This window comes from Streptomyces sp. TLI_55 (genome assembly GCF_900206255.1).
GTDB classification, from domain to species: Bacteria; Actinomycetota; Actinomycetes; order Streptomycetales; family Streptomycetaceae; genus Streptomyces; species Streptomyces aquilus.
In genome coordinates this window covers 4,593,896-4,610,480 of sequence record NZ_OAOJ01000001.1, presented here as the reverse complement: position 1 = coordinate 4,610,480, position 16,585 = coordinate 4,593,896, and the positions used below count along the sequence as shown (strand labels likewise).

Here is a 16,585-nt window from a genome sequence, read left to right as displayed (position 1 = left end):
TTCCCTTTGGGTCGAATGAAGTGGAATTAACCGCATCATTCGGAATCGGCGGCCGAGTGTGAACTGCGCAGCAATCCACCTTCGAGGGAGTTGCGTTGACACATAGAAGACGCAGGACGACCGCCGCGGTCGCCCTGGCGGCCACCGCGGCCTTGGCGGGGCTGATGCAGCCACCCGCCATGGCGTCCGACCGGACACCTGCCCCTGCGGCCGACGCCGCCGACAGCGGGCACACCCCGTTCTCGGTACCGGCGGACAGGCGCTCCGAGCTGCTGGGCAAGAACTGGAAGAAGTCGGACGACCTGGCGTGGACCACGTCCGGGGACGCCGACGGCTTCCATCTCCTCACCGCCCGGAAGAAGGACGGCTACACCTGGCGCACGGCCGCGTCGCTGTCCGAACCGGGGTTCGACGCGGATGCCTGGATCGGCAACGTGTGCGTCACCGGCTCGGGCCGGCGGGCGGTCGTGGTCTACGCGCCGCGTACGTTCACCAACAAGCCGCAGCTGATGGCTCGAGGCGGCTTCACGGCGATCGTCGACCTGACGAACGGCCGAGTCAGGAAACTGGGGCTCAAGGCCTCGCTGTCGTACTACAACCCGGGATGCGGCACGGGGGAAACAGCCGTCCTCACCCAGTCCGGTGGCGATGACCTGGGCGGCACTCGGCTGATCAAGCTGAACACGTCCACGGGCAAGCCCGGCAAGGCGATCGCACTCAAGGGGCAGTACACGTCCGCGGTGCCCGTCGCGGACGGTTCCATAGCCGCCGCCTCGGGAGCGGAGGTCGTACGCGTGAAGGCGGACGGCGGCCGCGAGGCCCTGGTCCGTACGGACGGGGTGCCCTACCGGCTCAGCCCGGACGGCCGGGGCGGGCTCACCTTCCTCGACAAGCGGGGCCTCATATCCAAGGTCAAGCGCGTCGGCGCCGCCGCCCTGGCCCATCCGGACGCACGCCGGACGCGTGCGGCGGTACTGGCCCAGGGACGTGCCACCGAGACGGGACTGACGCGCAGCGCCGGGACCGTATACGTGACCGGCACCACGAGGCAGTCGGTGAAGGCCGGCCACCTGCCCTCGTCGGTACGGCGGTTGGCGGCCACCCCGAAGGACGTCACCGTCTCCACACGCGGCGAGGCCGTCCTGACCCACACGGCGTGGGCCGACGGCAAGGGCACGCTGCTGCAGCCCGGCGAGGCCACCAGGGCTCGTACGGTGAAGCTGTCCCTGACCACGCGCGCCACCGGCCGCAAGGCCTCGTTCACCGTCGACCCGGCCCGGCAGGTACTGGCACCCGCGGGCCAGGACCGTGCCGCGTCCCCGGGGCTGTCGACCGGATCCGGAGACGGAGCCAGGACATCGGTGGCGGCCGCCGCCGGTGATCCGAACGACCCCGTCGAGGCGGAACGCACCTGTTCCGTACCCCGCAACGACCCCCGGAACCAGGCGATGCAGCCCAAGCCGCGCCAGGTGGAGTGGGCCGTGGACATGGCGGTCAAGGGACTGCTGAACACGCACATCTCGCGCCCGGCCAACTGGAAGAACCTCGGGATGCCGGCCTACCAGCCGCAGACCCTCTTCCTGAACCCGGCGCTGGAGGGCGGCGGCCGTGCCATGGCGCAGGTCATGCTCGGCGTGACCACCCAGGAGTCGAACATGTGGCAGGCGGGCCGCGAGGCCGTCCCCGGTGTCACCGCCAACCCGCTGATCGGCAACTACTACGGCATCGACCTCTACGACGGCAACACCAGCAACGACTGGGACATCAACTTCGCCAAGGCGGACTGCGGGTACGGCATCACACAGATCACCGACCACATGCGGATGGCCGGTCGTGAGGACGGCCACGGCGGCGAGGCCTGGCCGTACGAGAAGCAGCGTGCCGCGGCTCTGGACTACACCGCGAACATCGCGGCGGGCCTGCAGACCCTTGTCTCCAAGTGGAACGAGACGCGCGCGGCGGGCATGATCGCCAACCACGGCACCACCGGTCGCCCGGAGAACTGGTACTTCGCCCTGTGGTCCTACAACTCCGGCTTCCACGTCAACGCCGGTGACGGATCACCGTGGGGGCTGGGCTGGGCCAACAACCCCGCCAACCCCGAGTGGGACGCCGGGCGGCTGCCGTTCATGGAGAACGCGGCCGGCGGCGAGGACGCCAGCGCCGCCGCCCGTCCGCAGAACTGGCCCTACCAGGAGAAGGTCCTCGGCTTCGCCGCACACCCGCCCTCCTTCCTTGAGTCCCCCGGCACACTGGTCCCCGCCTTCCGCCCCGCCACCTGGAACGGCACCAACTCGGCCGTCACCGTCAAGGGCAGCGCGCTCTACAACCGCGCCCATCTGAAGGCCCCCGAGGACGCGTTCTGCGACTCCTCCAACAGCTGCGACCCGAGCCGGATCTCCGACGGCGCCTCCAACGACACCGCGTCCAGCGGCCCCTGCGGTCGCGATGACGTCAAGTGCTGGTGGAACAAGCCGGTGACCTGGAAGAGCGACTGCGTCGACACCTGCGGATACGAGTTCGTCCGCTTCGGCGACACCTCGCCGGAGGAGCCCGACGGCACCGCCTATCCGCCCAGCTGCACCACCAGCGGCCTCCCGGACGGCGCCCTGATCGTCGACGACGTTCCCGCGGGAACGCCCGTGGTCCGTGCGGGGTGCACCAACTCCTGGACGAACTCCGGCACCTTCACCCTCGGCTTCGCGAACAACGGGGTCGAGACCGTGTACCCGGCCAAGGTCGACCTGCATCAGCTGGGGGCCGGCTTCGGCGGGCACTTCTGGTTCGGCCACACCAGGGCCGACGACGCCAAGGGCCAGCGGCTGAAGATCACGGGTGACTGGAAGCTGAACAAGTCGATCACGGGGCGGGCCAAGGTCATGGTCCACCTTCCCGACCACGGTGCTCAGACCAAGTACGCGAAGTACCGGATCACGACCAGGAACGGAACACGCACCAGGACGATCTCCCAGCCGGGCAACAGCAACCGCTGGGTCGAACTGGGCATCTACGCCTTCGACAACGTGCCGGAGGTCCAGCTGGACACGATCACCCCGGACGGCACGGGCGACGAGGACATCGCCTTCGACGCGGTGGCCTTCGTGCCCGGCCGCTACCCCACCGTCGACATCACGCTGCCGGAGCCGAACCCCGACGCGGCGAACGTCGACTGGGACAGCATCAACGGGCCCGTCACGATGGAGGCTCCGCAGTACGAGATAGCCATTCCGGACAACGCGGGACCCGGCTCCGGCGCCACGGCGTTCAAGGGCGAGCCGGCGAAGCTGAAGGGCTACTCCTGCTCCCCCGCGAACTCCCGGGGGATCAGCGGCTGTTCCCGTCTCCTCACGACCAAGAAGCAGATGGTCGGCCGGCCCGCGACACGGCAGGAGAAGTCGCCGCGGATCGCTTCCGACTTCGGCGACATCGTCTCCTGGTGCAGCAACACCATCGGCTCGCACCGGTACACGCGGTTCGAGGCCTGCTTCCACACCACCTACGAGTACGTGGCCATCGACACCGAGGACGGTTCGACCTTCGCCGAAGCCGACTTCGACGTCTTCCAGCAGATCAAGCTGAACCAGAAGTCGAAGGACTTCGAGCAGCAGATGGAGGTCTGGCCGATCGGAACGCTGGATCCGAAACTGGTGAACATCACGCTGGACATGCGCATGAACTGCTTCGACGAAGGCAGCACGTGCACGTCCGAGCCCGAGCAGTGGGACTCGTCGCTGACCTGGACGCCCGGTGACGCCCACATCGCTAGGGCGACGAAGAAGCACTCCTGGACCAACTACACGACGACCAAGGGCTGGGACATCCTCGGCTTCAACTGGAAGTTCCAGGGCTACACGCCGGTGGCCGGCCCCACCGCGGTCAAGGTCTACGCCCACGACCTGCTTCCGCAGTGCGACAACTTCGCCATCAACAACACGGTGGGCTGCAGCTTCGGGACGTACCAGCCCACCTACCAGTTCAACTCGGCGAAGTACCCGGCCGCCGCGGCGCACGCCTGGCTCATCCAGAACGCGTTGTCACCGCACGCGGGGTCGAAGAAGTTCAAGTCGCCCATGAACTTCCTTCCCAACCTGAAGAACAAGTGGGAAAGGGAAACGGAGAGGAACCGGAGGATCATCTGCCCGACGTCCTACGCCTACCACCCGGACACCACCCTGCTGCCGGAACTGGTGTCGACGGGTACTCCGGATGTCGCCTCGTGCGACGAGTTCGCCTTCGCGGGCTCCTATCAGTCCGCCGGTATGCCGTCGGACATGAACGGCCGCAATCCCGTCTCCTCGGGGAACGAGTGCGTCCAGACGTACGCGACCAGGATCAGCCAGGGGACCTGGAAGCTGTACGACGACGATCGGTACGACCCGCCCAGTTTCAACGAGGTGTGCGGCCGCTCCTCGATGTCCCAGTGGCAGAACGGCGGTTCCATGAACCGCTTCAGCGGCTTCGCGTCGTACTTCCGGCTGCTCGACTCCGACTCCTACTGGGTGGACATCCCGGGATTCGACGACTGCTCGGCCGCGGGCCCCAAGATCGACTGCACCATGAAGCCGTAACCGGCAGCCCGTGACAAAAAGGGGGGTGCGCACCAGCCGGGTGCGTACCCCCCTTGCCGTGCTCAACCCCGACTCGGCCCCGGGGACGTTCGTTCAGTCCCAGGACAGCGCGTCGTCCTTGACGAAAGGCACATAGCCGCGCAGTTTCGTGACGTTCTCGACCGCGTCGGCCAGGTTCTCGGTGAAAGAGGCGAGCGAATCCCACCGCCCGCACTCCCCGCCGCTCTCCATGAAGAAATAGCCCACCTTCCCGTAGCCGGGCCCGGGACGAGCGTCGACGAAGCAGCAACTGGCCCCGTCGTGGTTGGCCGAGAAGGGAATCCACTGCGGGTGCCACCACACCCCGAGAACCTCGTCGCTGTCGATGGAACCGCTCAGCCTTCTGGTCAGCACGGTGGCCTCCTGGACGGAGAGCAGCCGTGCCTCGCCCGGGAGGAAGGCGCCCGCTTCGGTGTGGTCGGCGCCGTCATGCAGTTCGAAGAGACGTACCAGCTGGTCGGGAAACTCGGCCCCCGTTTCCTCCTGTGCCCTCGCGATCGCCGCGGGATCAGCGGGCGGCCGTAGCGCGGCCCGGCTCGCGGGTGCCATCACCTCAAGCCACTGCTCCACGCCCGACCAAGCCCGATCCAGAGATCCTCGACCCATCGCAGTCCTCTCTCCCGACACGACCGCCTCATTATGAGGCGGTGGCCAAGGGCGGTCGCGGCGCCTTCCGGCGTATGCTCGACGCCCCCACAGCCACGTACGGCAGGATGACCCCCATGACGAGCGTGGGCAACGAGCGAACGGTGCGGCCGACCGAAGAGGACGAGGTCGCCACGACCGGCAGTGAGCTGATCGGGGGCCCCATCGGACGGCGCGCACTGCTCGGGACGTCCTGGTGGACTCCCGTGCGGGTCATCGCGCTCGTGGCCATCGGCATGTTCGCCCTCGGTCTGATCCAGAAGGCGCCCTGCTACAACGGCGGCTGGTTCTTCGGCGCCAGCTCGCAGTACACGCACGCCTGCTACTCGGACATCCCGCACCTCTACGCGGGGCGCGGCTTCGCCGACGGGCTCGTGCCGTACTTCGACAAGCTCAACGGCGACATGGAGTACCTCGAATACCCGGTGCTGACCGGTGTGTTCATGGAGGTCGCCGCCTGGCTCACGCCGGGCAGCGGCAGCATCCAGGACCAGGAACAGTGGTACTGGATGGTCAACGCCGGGATGCTGATGGCCTGCGCGGCCGTCATCGCCGTCTGTGTGACCCGTACGCAGGCCCGGCGCCCCTGGGACGGTCTGCTGGTCGCCCTGGCGCCCGCCTTCGCGCTGACGGCCACCATCAACTGGGACCTCCTGGCGGTCTCCCTGACGGCCGCCGCGATGCTGATGTGGTCCCGGGGCCGTTCGCTGGCGTTCGGCGTCCTGCTGGGCCTCGCCACGGCCGCCAAGCTCTACCCCGTCTTCCTGCTCGGCCCGCTGTTCGTGCTGTGCTGGCGCGCCGGCAAGTGGCGGGACTTCGGGAAGGCGTTCGGTGGAGCCGCGGTCGCCTGGCTCGTCGTGAACCTTCCGGTGATGCTGCTCGCCTGGGACGGCTGGGCGAAGTTCTACGAGTTCAGCCAGGAGCGCGGCGTCGACTTCGGGTCCTTCTGGCTGATCCTCGCCCAGAACTCGTCCGACCCGCTGAGCACCGACACCGTCAACATGCTCGCCACGCTGCTGGTCCTGCTGTGCTGCGTCGGCATCGCCGCGCTCACCCTGACCGCCCCGCGCCGGCCGCGCTTCGCCCAGCTGGCCTTCCTGATCGTCGCGGCGTTCATCCTCACCAACAAGGTCTACTCGCCGCAGTACGTCCTGTGGCTGGTCCCGCTGGCGGTGCTGGCCCGGCCCAAGTGGCGGGACTTCCTGATCTGGCAGGCGTGTGAGGTGGCGTACTTCCTGGGCATCTGGATGTACCTCGCGTACACGACCAGCGCGGACGCCCACAAGGGTCTGCCGCAGGAGGGCTACCACTGGGCCATCGGCCTGCATCTGCTGGGCACGCTGTACCTGTGCGTCGTCGTCGTGCGCGACATCCTCATGCCGGAGCGGGACGTCGTACGACGAGCGGGCGACGACGACCCCTCGGGCGGTGTTCTCGACGGGGCGGAGGACGTGTTCGTGCTCGGCCCCGCCGCCCATCCCCCGCGGCACGCGGCCCACTTCGCCGGACCGCAGGTCGAGTGGGGCGAGCGCGGAGACTCCCCTTCCGGCGGTAGTTCGCTCTGAGCGAACGGGAGTTGATGACCTCCGGCAGAACCAAGCGAAAGGCCGTACACGGGCAGTCCGTGTACGGCCTTTCGGCTGTCTGCGTACGGCTTCTCAGGCGACCCTAACGCTTCAGCGGTCGACGATCCGGTCGAACTGCGTGGTGGTGTGCCGCAGATGGGCCACCAGCTCTTCGCCGACCTTCGGCTCGGGGGCGTCGGAGGGCACGAACAGGATCGACACCTGCATGTGCGGCGGCTCGGCGAACCAGCGCTGCTTGCCGCCCCAGACGAACGGAGAAAGGTTCCGGTTCACCGTGGCCAGCCCCGCGCGGGCGACGCCCTTGGCGCGCGGCATGACGCCGTGCAGGGCCTTCGGGGCCTCCAGGCCCACCCCGTGCGACGTACCGCCCGCCACGACGACCAGGAAGCCGTCCGAGGCGGCCTTCTGCTGCCGGTAGCCGAAGCGGTCGCCCTTGGTCACGCGCGTGACGTCCAGGACGGCCCCGCGGTACTCGGTGGCCTCGTGGTCACCCAGCCACAGCCGCGTGCCGATCCGCGCGCGGAAGCGGGTCTGCGGGAACTGCTGCTGGAGCCGGGCGAGATCCTCGGCCTTGAGGTGGCTGACGAACATCGTGTGCAGCGGCAGGCGGGCCGCGCGCAGGCGGTCCATCCAGCCGATGACCTCCTCGACGGCGTCCGAGCCGTCGGTGCGGTCCAGCGGCAGGTGGATGGCGAAGCCCTCCAGGCGGACGTTCTCTATGGCGGCGTGCAGCTGCGGCAGGTCCTGCTCGCTGATGCCGTGCCGCTTCATCGAGGACATCACCTCGATGACCACCCGGGCGCCCACGAGGCCGTAGACCCCGTCGATCGACGACACCGAGCGGATGACCCGGTCGGGCAGCGGGACGGGCTCCTCGCCGCGCCGGTACGGCGTCAGCACCAGCAGGTCACCGCCGAACCAGTCCTTGATGCGCGCGGCCTCGTACGTCGTGCCGACGGCGAGGACGTCCGAACCGAGCCGCGTGGCCTCCTCGGCGAGCCGCTCGTGCCCGAAGCCGTAGCCGTTGCCCTTGCAGACCGGGACGAGCCCTGGGAACTGGTCCTGCACGTGCTTGTGGTGCGCACGCCAGCGCGCGGTGTCGACGTAGAGCGTGAGCGCCATGGCCGGACCTGGAACCTTTCTCGTGGCTGCGGTGTATCAGAGGTATGAAAGCGAATTGTGGTGGCTCAGCGACGCGACATGTAGATGTCGAGCGCCTTGTGGAGCAGCTTGTTCAGCGGGAAGTCCCACTCGCCGAGGTACTCGGCGGCCTGACCGCCGGTGCCGACCTTGAACTGGATCAGACCGAAGAGGTGGTCGGTCTCGTCCAGCGAGTCGGAGATGCCGCGCAGGTCGTAGACGGTGGCGCCGAGCGCGTAGGCGTCGCGCAGCATCCGCCACTGCATCGCGTTCGAGGGCCGGACCTCACGGCCGATGTTGTCGGAGGCGCCGTAGGAGTACCAGACGTGCCCGCCGACGATCAGCATCGTCGCAGCCGAGAGGTTCACGCCGTTGTGGCGCGCGAAGTACAGCCGCATGCGGTTGGGGTCCTCGGTGTTGAGGGCCGTCCACATGCGCTGGAAGTACGACAGCGGGCGGGGCCGGAAGTGGTCGCGCACAGCCGTGATCTCGTAGAGCCGCTGCCACTCCTCGAGGTCGTGGTAGCCGCCCTGGACGACCTCGACGCCGGCCTTCTCGGCCTTCTTGATGTTGCGGCGCCACAGCTGGTTGAAGTTCTTGTGGACCTCTTCCAGGGACCGGTTCGCCAGCGGCACCTGGTAGACGTACCGCGGCTGGACGTCACCGAAGCCGGCGCCGCCGTCCTCACCTTGCTGCCAGCCCATCCGACGGAGCTTGTCGGCGACCTCGAAGGCGCGCGGCTCGATGAAGTCGGCCTCGATGTCGCGCAGCCGCTTCACGTCCGGGTTCTGGATGCCCGCCTTGATGGAGGGGGCCTCCCAACGCCGGATGATCACCGGCGGTCCCATCTTCACGGAGAAGGCGCCCTGGTGCTTGAGGTGGGCGAGCATCGGTTCCAGCCAGTCGGTCAGATTCGGCGCGAACCAGTTGATGACCGGGCCCTCGGGCAGATAGGCGAGATAGCGCTTGATCTTGGGCAGCTGGCGGTAGAGGACGAGGCCCGCACCGACCATCTCGCCGGTCTTGTCGTCGAACCAGCCGAGGTTCTCCGAGCGCCACTCCGCCTTGACGTCTGCCCAGGCCGGAACCTGCATGTGGCTCGCCGACGGCAGGCTCTGGATGTAGGCCAGATGCTGCTCGCGGCTGATCGTCCTCAGGGTCAGGCTCATTCGGGGCGCTCCTCGGGCTGGTGTGTCCCCATGGGTACAGGGGCTCCGGCTCTCGCGCCGAAGCCTACTGCGCCTTGCGAGCGCCCCGACTGGGCGTACGGAACCCGCGCCCCGGCTCGAAGCGCTGCCGAGGTGTTCCGTGGTGCTTTGGGTGATGTGAAAGAGGACAGTGCCCCTGGCGTCAGCTGATCACTCCGCCGAAGAGGCCGCCGTGGGCCATGCCGAGGAAGAAGCCGACCGCCGAGGCGCCGAGACCGAGGATCAGTCCGAAGCGCTCGCGGGTCGTCTCCGAGATCCACTGACCGTACGCGCCGGTGCAGATCCCGGCCAGGCCGGTCCAGGAGCTGAGCAGGTGCAGGTTGTGGAACATCGCCGTGACGAACGCCGTGATCCCCAGCACCAGGGTCACCGCGAGCAGCGTGTCCTGGAGGGGGTGGGGTTTTCCGTCCGTGGCGAAAAGGCCTCCGACGGTGTTGGGTCGCATTGCCTGTGCCATAGGGCACCTCCTGCGGAAGGCGGCGCATCGTAGCGCCGTACACACCCGATGTGTACAGATTGTCGGTCCTGGCGGCCGGATTTCAACCGGAAGCCGGTGTGCGGGTACTCTGTACCGTCTGCACCTGTGTCTGCCCATGTCACGACCGGGACTACCGCGAGGAAGCCCCGATTGTCAGTGGCGGCCGATACCGTTGCGTACGCATCACGACCCTCCTGCCACGGAACGACCGTGGCCGCTGAGTCCAAAGGAGGTGGGTTCCACATGCGTCACTACGAGGTGATGGTCATCCTCGACCCCGATCTGGAGGAGCGCGCTGTCGCCCCCCTGATCGAGAACTTCCTCTCCGTCGTCCGTGAGGGCAACGGAAAGGTCGAGAAGGTCGACACCTGGGGCCGTCGTCGTCTCTCGTACGAGATCAAGAAGAAGCCCGAGGGCATCTACTCGGTCATCGACCTGCAGGCCGAGCCTGCGGTCGTCAAGGAGCTCGACCGCCAGATGAACCTGAACGAGTCGGTCCTCCGGACCAAGGTCCTCCGCCCCGAGACCCACTGAGCTCTCCAGCTCAGCTGATCTCGGGATTCGAGTAGCAGCACCACAAAGCAGCCAGCAGCAAACCCGCCGAGAGGTTCCCCCATGGCAGGCGAGACCGTCATCACGGTCGTCGGCAATCTTGTCGACGACCCCGAGCTGCGCTTCACCCCTTCCGGTGCGGCGGTCGCGAAGTTCCGTGTCGCGTCCACTCCCCGCACCTTCGACCGTCAGACCAACGAGTGGAAGGACGGCGAGAGCCTGTTCCTGACCTGCTCGGTCTGGCGTCAGGCGGCGGAGAACGTCGCGGAGTCGCTCCAGCGAGGCATGCGCGTCATCGTGCAGGGCCGGCTGAAGCAGCGGTCCTACGAGGACCGTGAGGGCGTCAAGCGCACGGTCTACGAGCTGGACGTCGAGGAAGTCGGCGCCAGCCTGCGGAACGCCACGGCCAAGGTCACCAAGACCGCCGGCGGTGCCGGCCGCGGTGGCCAGGGTGGTTACGGCGGCGGTGGCGGCCAGGGTGGCGGCGGCTGGGGTGGAAACTCCGGCGGCGGCCAGCAGGGCGGCGGCGCTCCTGCCGACGACCCGTGGGCGACCGGCGCTCCCGCCGGTGGCCAGCAGGGCGGCGGCGGTGGCGGCTGGGGTGGAAACTCCGGCGGCGGCGGCGGTGGCGGCGGCTACTCGGACGAGCCCCCCTTCTAGACCTTCGGGCCCGGTTCCCCGGGCTTGATCGGTCGAGGGCGGGTCGTACCCAAACTTCTTGATCACACAGGAGAAACACCATGGCGAAGCCGCCTGTGCGCAAGCCTAAGAAGAAGGTCTGCGCTTTCTGCAAGGACAAGGTCACGTACGTGGACTACAAGGACACGAACATGCTGCGGAAGTTCATTTCCGACCGCGGCAAGATCCGTGCCCGCCGCGTGACCGGCAACTGCACGCAGCACCAGCGTGACGTCGCCACGGCCGTCAAGAACAGCCGTGAGATGGCGCTGCTGCCCTACACGTCCACCGCGCGCTAAGGGAAGGGTGACCGACTAATGAAGATCATCCTCACCCACGAGGTCTCCGGCCTCGGTGCCGCTGGCGACGTCGTCGACGTCAAGGACGGCTACGCTCGCAACTACCTGATCCCGCGGAAGTTCGCTATCCGCTGGACCAAGGGTGGCGAGAAGGACGTCGAGCAGATCCGTCGTGCTCGCAAGATCCACGAGATCCAGACCATCGAGCAGGCCAACCAGATCAAGGGCCAGCTCGAGGCCGTCAAGGTCCGTCTGGCCGTTCGCTCCGGCGACGCCGGTCGTCTCTTCGGTTCCGTCACCCCGGCCGACATCGCCTCCGCGATCAAGGCTTCCGGTGGCCCCGAGGTCGACAAGCGCCGCATCGAGCTGGGCTCGCCCATCAAGACCCTGGGCGCCCACGAGACGTCCGTGCGTCTGCACCCCGAGGTTGCCGCCAAGGTCAACATCGAGGTCGTCGCGGCCTGATCGCTGCGCTCGGTTTGAGCAGTTGTGAGAGGGGCCGTACCCACATCGGGTACGGCCCCTCTTGTTTGGTTTGTACGGGGCTCTTGCTTGGCTGTTTCACGTGAAACACGTCCGCCCGCGACGTTTCACGTGAAACACCGCAGAACGAGGATCTCGCCCAGCTCCAGCACCGGCGCCCCCGCTTGAGCATGTTTCATGTGAAACGTCAGCGGGTCGCGCCCGTGACGATCCAGCGCCCCGACCGGGCTCGCATCCACAGCGTCAGCATGCGGACCGCCATCATCAGCGTCATGGCCCCCCACAGGGCGGTGAGACCTCCGCCCAGTGTCGGGACGAGCAGTGCCACGGGGGTGAAGACCGCCAGGGTCAGCACCATCGCCCAGGCCAGATACGGGCCGTCGCCCGCACCCATCAGCACACCGTCCAGGACGAAGACGATCCCGCAGATCGGTTGGGAGAGCGCCACGACGAGCAGCGCCGGCAGAGCGGCGTCCTTCACGGCGGAGTCGCTGGTGAACAGCGGCAGGAACGCGGGCCGGGTCACCACGACCGCCAAGCCGAGGATGACTCCGACCGCGATGCCCCACTGCACCATGCGTCGGCATGCCTCGCGGGCGCCCTGGGCATCGCCCGCACCGAGATAGCGGCCGATGATGGCCTGCCCCGCGATGGCGATCGCGTCCAGGGCGAAGGCGAGCAGGCTCCACAGGGACAGGATGATCTGATGCGCCGCGATGTCCGCATCGCCGAGGCGGGCCGCCACCGCCGTGGCGATCATCAGGATCGCGCGGAGCGAGAGGGTGCGGACGAGCAGGGGGACACCGGCTTGGGCCGAGGCTCTGATGCCCGCTGCGTCGGGACGCAGGGAGGCCCCGTGGGCACGGGCCCCGCGCACGACCACCACGAGATAGACGGCGGCCATGCCGCACTGGGCGATGACGGTGCCCCAGGCGGAGCCGGCGATGCCGAGGTCGGCTCCGTAGACGAGGCCTGCGTTGAGGGCCGCGTTGGCGACGAAACCGCCGATGGCGACGTAGAGCGGGGTCTTCGTGTCCTGCAGCCCGCGCAGGACGCCGGTCGCGGCGAGGACGATGAGCATCGCCGGGATGCCGAGAGACGAGATGCGCAGATAGGTGGTCGCGTACGGGGCGGCGGTGTCGGAGGCGCCGAAGAGTTCCACCAGGGACGGTGCCGCGGGCAGCACGACGGCGATGACCGCGGCGCCGAGGAGGAGGGCGAGCCAGATGCCGTCCATGCCCTGGCGGATGGCGGCCTGAAGGTCGTCGGCGCCGACCCGTCGGGCGACGGCCGCGGTGGTGGCGTAGGCGAGGAAGACGAAGACGCTGACCGCGGTCGTCAGGAGGGCCGAGGCGACGCCCAGGCCGGCGAGTTGTGCGGTGCCGAGGTGGCCCACGATCGCGCTGTCCGCCATGACGAAGAGGGGCTCGGCGACGAGCGCGCCGAAGGCCGGAACGGCCAGTGCGACGATCTCTCGGTCGTGCTGTCGCCGCGTGGCGCGCGAGGTCGCGGGAGCGTGTGTCATGAGCACCAATCTAATCGTCCACAGGTAATAGATGCAATTACTTAGTGACCCTTACTCGAAGTCTTGTGCCGCGCGCTTGTGAACACCGTGCGGCCTGATCTTGATCCGACTGGGAAAGTTTTTCTTCTGCACAGCCGGTGGATGGGAAGTGTGCAGGTCAGGGCGGTTCCTTCGAGAGAAGGGCGAGCTTGTTCACAGGCCTGTCCACCGGGTCGTGCACAGGTTTCGCCGAGTTCTCCACAGCATCCGGGCCGTCGTCCACATGGCCTGTGGATAACCAGATTGGCTGACGGTGCCGAGAGGCCTACCGTGGTCCGGCGCCCGCTCCGTCCGTCGGCCCGAAAACCATCACAAAACCGACGCGCCGCAAACGGAGTTGGGCCTCTTATTTGTCAGTGCCGTGCCGTAGAAAGAGAGGCACGGCGAGGTCCGCTCGGCGGACGGGAGGAGGTGGCTCGGTGAGCATTTCCGAGCCCTTGGACGATCCGTGGGCCGACAGCGGTCCCAGTGATCGCCTGCCTGCCTCGCGCCGACGCGGCGACGGAGGCCGGGGCCGCGACGAGCAGCACGACCGCGGCCGGGAGAACGGCGCATGGGACGGTGGGGGCGCGTCCTTCGAGCGCGTGCCACCGCAGGACCTCGACGCGGAGCAGTCCGTGCTCGGCGGCATGCTCCTGTCGAAAGACGCCATCGCCGATGTCGTCGAGGTCATCAAGGGCCACGACTTCTACAAGCCGGCCCACGAGACGATCTTCCAGGCGATCCTCGACATCTACGCCAAGGGCGAGCCGGCCGACCCCATCACGATCGCCGCCGAGCTGACCAAGCGCGGCGAGATCAACAAGGTCGGCGGCGCATCGTATCTGCACACCCTCGTACAGACGGTCCCGACGGCGGCGAACGCCGAGTACTACGCGGAGATCGTCCATGAGCGGGCGGTGCTGCGACGGCTGGTGGAGGCCGGTACGCGCATCACCCAGATGGGATACGCGGCCGACGACGACGTAGACGAGATCGTCAACCGCGCCCAGGCCGAGATCTACGCGGTCACCGAGCAGCGCACCAGCGAGGACTACCTCCCGCTCGGCGACATCATGGAGGGCGCGCTCGACGAGATCGAGGCGATCGGCTCCCGCACCGGTGAGATGACCGGTGTGCCGACCGGCTTCACGGACCTCGACTCGCTCACCAACGGCCTGCACCCAGGTCAGATGATCGTCATCGCGGCCCGTCCCGCCATGGGTAAGTCCACGCTCGCGCTGGACTTCGCCCGGGCGGCGTCCATCAAGAACAACCTGCCGAGCGTCATCTTCTCCCTTGAAATGGGGCGCAACGAGATCGCGATGCGTCTGCTGTCGGCCGAGGCGCGGGTGGCCCTGCACCACATGCGGTCGGGCACCATGACGGACGAGGACTGGACGCGCCTGGCGCGCCGGATGCCGGAGGTCTCGGCGGCGCCGCTCTACATCGACGACTCCCCGAACCTGTCGATGATGGAGATCCGCGCGAAGTGCCGCCGGCTCAAGCAGCGCAACGACATCAAGCTCGTGATCATCGACTATCTCCAGCTGATGCAGTCCGGCAAGCGCTCCGAGAGCCGCCAGCAGGAGGTCTCGGACATGTCGCGAAACCTCAAGCTGCTGGCCAAGGAGCTCGAGGTCCCGGTGATCGCGCTCTCGCAGCTGAACCGTGGTCCCGAGCAGCGCACGGACAAGAAGCCCCAGGTGTCCGACCTGCGTGAGTCCGGCTCCATCGAGCAGGACGCCGACATGGTCATCCTCCTGCACCGCGAGGACGCCTACGAGAAGGAGTCGCCGCGCGCGGGCGAGGCGGACATCATCGTGGGCAAGCACCGTAACGGCCCTACGGCGACGATCACGGTCGCCTTCCAGGGCCACTACTCACGCTTCGTGGACATGGCCCAGACCTGAGCCGCCCGGCCCGGGCCGAATGAACTCGACGCCCGGGCACCTGGCGGGGTGGACTGGGGCCATGACGACATCTCAGGAACTGCTGCTTCCCGGCACGCGTCGTGCCCTGTTGCACCGGATCGCCGTGGCTCAGGCCGAGGGGCGGGCGCCGTCGCTGGTCGCGGCGGTCGTGCGGGACGGCCGGGCCGTCTGGCACGGCTCACGGACCTCGGTGGACGGCCATGGCCCGGACGAGAACGTCCAGTACCGGATCGGCTCGATCACCAAGACCTTCACCGCCGTGCTCGTGCTGAGACTGCGTGACGAGGGGCTGCTCGACCTCGGCGACCCCTTGGAGAAGCACCTTCCGGGCACTGATGCGGGGGAGGCGACCATCGCCGAACTGCTCGCGCACACTGCCGGGTTGGCGGCCGAGGCACCCGGTCCGTGGTGGGAGCGGACCCCGGGGGCCCTGCGCCCCGAGCTGTCCGACGTTCTCGGCGCACAGCCCTTCCTGCATCCGGCCGGCCGCCGTCATCACTACTCGAACCCTGGCTACACCCTGCTGGGCGCCCTGGTGGAGAAGGTGCGCGGGGCCTCATGGGAGGAGGTCCTGCGGCGTGAAGTGCTCGAACCCCTGGGCCTGGACCGCACGAGCGCTCATCCGTCGGCCCCGCACGCGGGCGGCTGGGCCGTGCACCCGTGGGCCGATGTGATGCTGCCGGAACCCACCGAGGACCTCGGGAGGATGGCGGCGGCGGGTCAACTCTGGTCCACCACCGGCGACTTGGCCAAGTTCGCGGCCTTCCTCGCGAACGGCGACGACCGGGTGCTGAGCGCGGAGACGGTGCGGGAGATGCGCACGCCCGCCGCGCCGGCCGAGGCCGCGGACGTGGTCGACGGCGCCACCTACGGCCTCGGGATGCAGATCCAGCACCGGGACGGCCGACTGCTCGTGGGGCACTCCGGTTCCCTGCCCGGGTTCCTGGCGAATCTCACCATCAGCGTGGCGGACGATGTCGCGGCGGTCGTCCTGGCCAACTGCACATCCGGCCCGGTGCTGTCCGCCGTGGGCGCCGATCTGGTCCGGATCGTCGCGGACGCTGAACCACGCTTTCCCGAGCCGTGGCGTCCGCTGCCCGAAGTCGACCCGGACGTCCTGGAGTTGGCGGGCCAGTGGTACTGGGGCACCCATGTCTTCGCCCTGCGGCTCACCTCCGACGGTGGCGTCTCGATGGGGCCGCTGTCCGGTGGTGGCCGACGCTCGCGCTTCCGAGCCAACGGCGACGGCACCTGGACAGGACTGGAGGGCTACTACGCCGGAGAGCTTCTGCGGGCCGTACGGCGGCTTGACGGCAGCGTGAGCCATCTGGACCTCGGGTCGTTCGTGTTCACGCGTGAGCCGTACGACGAGGGGGCTCCTGTGCCTGGCGGGGTGGACCCGGAAGGGTGGCGCGGCATCGGCTGAGCGATG

The 16,585-nt window shown here is 68.2% G+C and carries 13 protein-coding genes; 8 read left to right on the top strand and 5 right to left on the bottom strand.

Annotation, left to right across the window (positions count from 1 at the left end):
- Positions 1–95 precede the first annotated feature (95 nt).
- Entirely contained in the window at positions 96–4,568 is a 4,473-nt protein-coding gene (locus CRP56_RS21130) for a golvesin C-terminal-like domain-containing protein (protein ID WP_143664920.1), read from the top strand.
- A gap of 93 nt (positions 4,569–4,661) precedes the next feature.
- Here CRP56_RS21130 and CRP56_RS21125 read toward each other — a convergent pair whose 3' ends face one another.
- Positions 4,662–5,156 carry an SMI1/KNR4 family protein gene (locus CRP56_RS21125; RefSeq protein ID WP_179851079.1) on the bottom strand — a complete coding sequence of 165 codons (495 nt, stop codon included), beginning with the start codon at positions 5,154–5,156 and terminating at the stop codon, positions 4,662–4,664.
- Between the two features lie 173 nt (positions 5,157–5,329).
- Between CRP56_RS21125 and CRP56_RS21120 the strand changes: the two genes are divergently transcribed.
- Positions 5,330–6,817, top strand: coding sequence for a glycosyltransferase family 87 protein (locus tag CRP56_RS21120; RefSeq protein ID WP_257040851.1), 1,488 nt, complete (start codon positions 5,330–5,332; stop codon positions 6,815–6,817).
- A gap of 111 nt (positions 6,818–6,928) precedes the next feature.
- Here the strand turns inward: CRP56_RS21120 and CRP56_RS21115 are convergent, their stop codons facing one another.
- From CRP56_RS21115 to CRP56_RS21105, 3 genes are all read right to left on the bottom strand, one after another.
- The gene (locus CRP56_RS21115) at positions 6,929–7,960 is read right to left on the bottom strand and encodes an alanine racemase (protein WP_097266228.1); all 1,032 of its coding nucleotides are present in this window, start codon (positions 7,958–7,960) and stop codon (positions 6,929–6,931) included.
- Positions 7,961–8,025: 65 nt separating this feature from the next.
- Positions 8,026–9,147 (bottom strand): peptidoglycan bridge formation glycyltransferase FemX, encoded by a 1,122-nt coding sequence (gene femX, locus CRP56_RS21110; protein WP_059194383.1) that lies wholly within the window; start codon positions 9,145–9,147, stop codon positions 8,026–8,028.
- 181 nt (positions 9,148–9,328) lie between these two features.
- Positions 9,329–9,643 (bottom strand): hypothetical protein, encoded by a 315-nt coding sequence (locus tag CRP56_RS21105; protein WP_097266226.1) that lies wholly within the window; start codon positions 9,641–9,643, stop codon positions 9,329–9,331.
- 264 nt (positions 9,644–9,907) lie between these two features.
- Between CRP56_RS21105 and rpsF the strand changes: the two genes are divergently transcribed.
- The 4 genes from rpsF (at position 9,908) to rplI (ending at position 11,658) form a co-directional block, all read left to right on the top strand.
- On the top strand, positions 9,908–10,198 hold the full coding sequence (gene rpsF, locus CRP56_RS21100; RefSeq protein WP_005482942.1) for a 30S ribosomal protein S6: 291 nt from the start codon (positions 9,908–9,910) through the stop codon (positions 10,196–10,198).
- A gap of 81 nt (positions 10,199–10,279) precedes the next feature.
- Positions 10,280–10,876: a single-stranded DNA-binding protein gene (locus tag CRP56_RS21095; protein ID WP_097266224.1), complete on the top strand. Its 597-nt coding sequence runs from the start codon at positions 10,280–10,282 to the stop codon at positions 10,874–10,876.
- Between the two features lie 80 nt (positions 10,877–10,956).
- Positions 10,957–11,193, top strand: a complete 237-nt coding sequence (gene rpsR / locus CRP56_RS21090; protein ID WP_003949403.1) for a 30S ribosomal protein S18 — start codon at positions 10,957–10,959, stop codon at positions 11,191–11,193.
- Positions 11,194–11,211: 18 nt separating this feature from the next.
- On the top strand, positions 11,212–11,658 hold the full coding sequence (gene rplI, locus CRP56_RS21085) for a 50S ribosomal protein L9 (protein ID WP_059194386.1): 447 nt from the start codon (positions 11,212–11,214) through the stop codon (positions 11,656–11,658).
- A 205-nt stretch (positions 11,659–11,863) separates the two neighbouring features.
- On the opposite strand, the gene CRP56_RS21080 is transcribed toward rplI, so the two are convergent.
- The gene (locus CRP56_RS21080; protein ID WP_097266221.1) at positions 11,864–13,201 is read right to left on the bottom strand and encodes an MATE family efflux transporter; all 1,338 of its coding nucleotides are present in this window, start codon (positions 13,199–13,201) and stop codon (positions 11,864–11,866) included.
- A gap of 458 nt (positions 13,202–13,659) precedes the next feature.
- Here CRP56_RS21080 and dnaB point away from each other — a divergent pair, with 458 nt between their 5' ends.
- Positions 13,660–15,132, top strand: coding sequence for a replicative DNA helicase (gene dnaB / locus CRP56_RS21075; RefSeq protein WP_097266219.1), 1,473 nt, complete (start codon positions 13,660–13,662; stop codon positions 15,130–15,132).
- Positions 15,133–15,193: 61 nt separating this feature from the next.
- Positions 15,194–16,579: a serine hydrolase domain-containing protein gene (locus tag CRP56_RS21070; RefSeq protein WP_097266217.1), complete on the top strand. Its 1,386-nt coding sequence runs from the start codon at positions 15,194–15,196 to the stop codon at positions 16,577–16,579.
- Positions 16,580–16,585 lie beyond the last annotated feature (6 nt).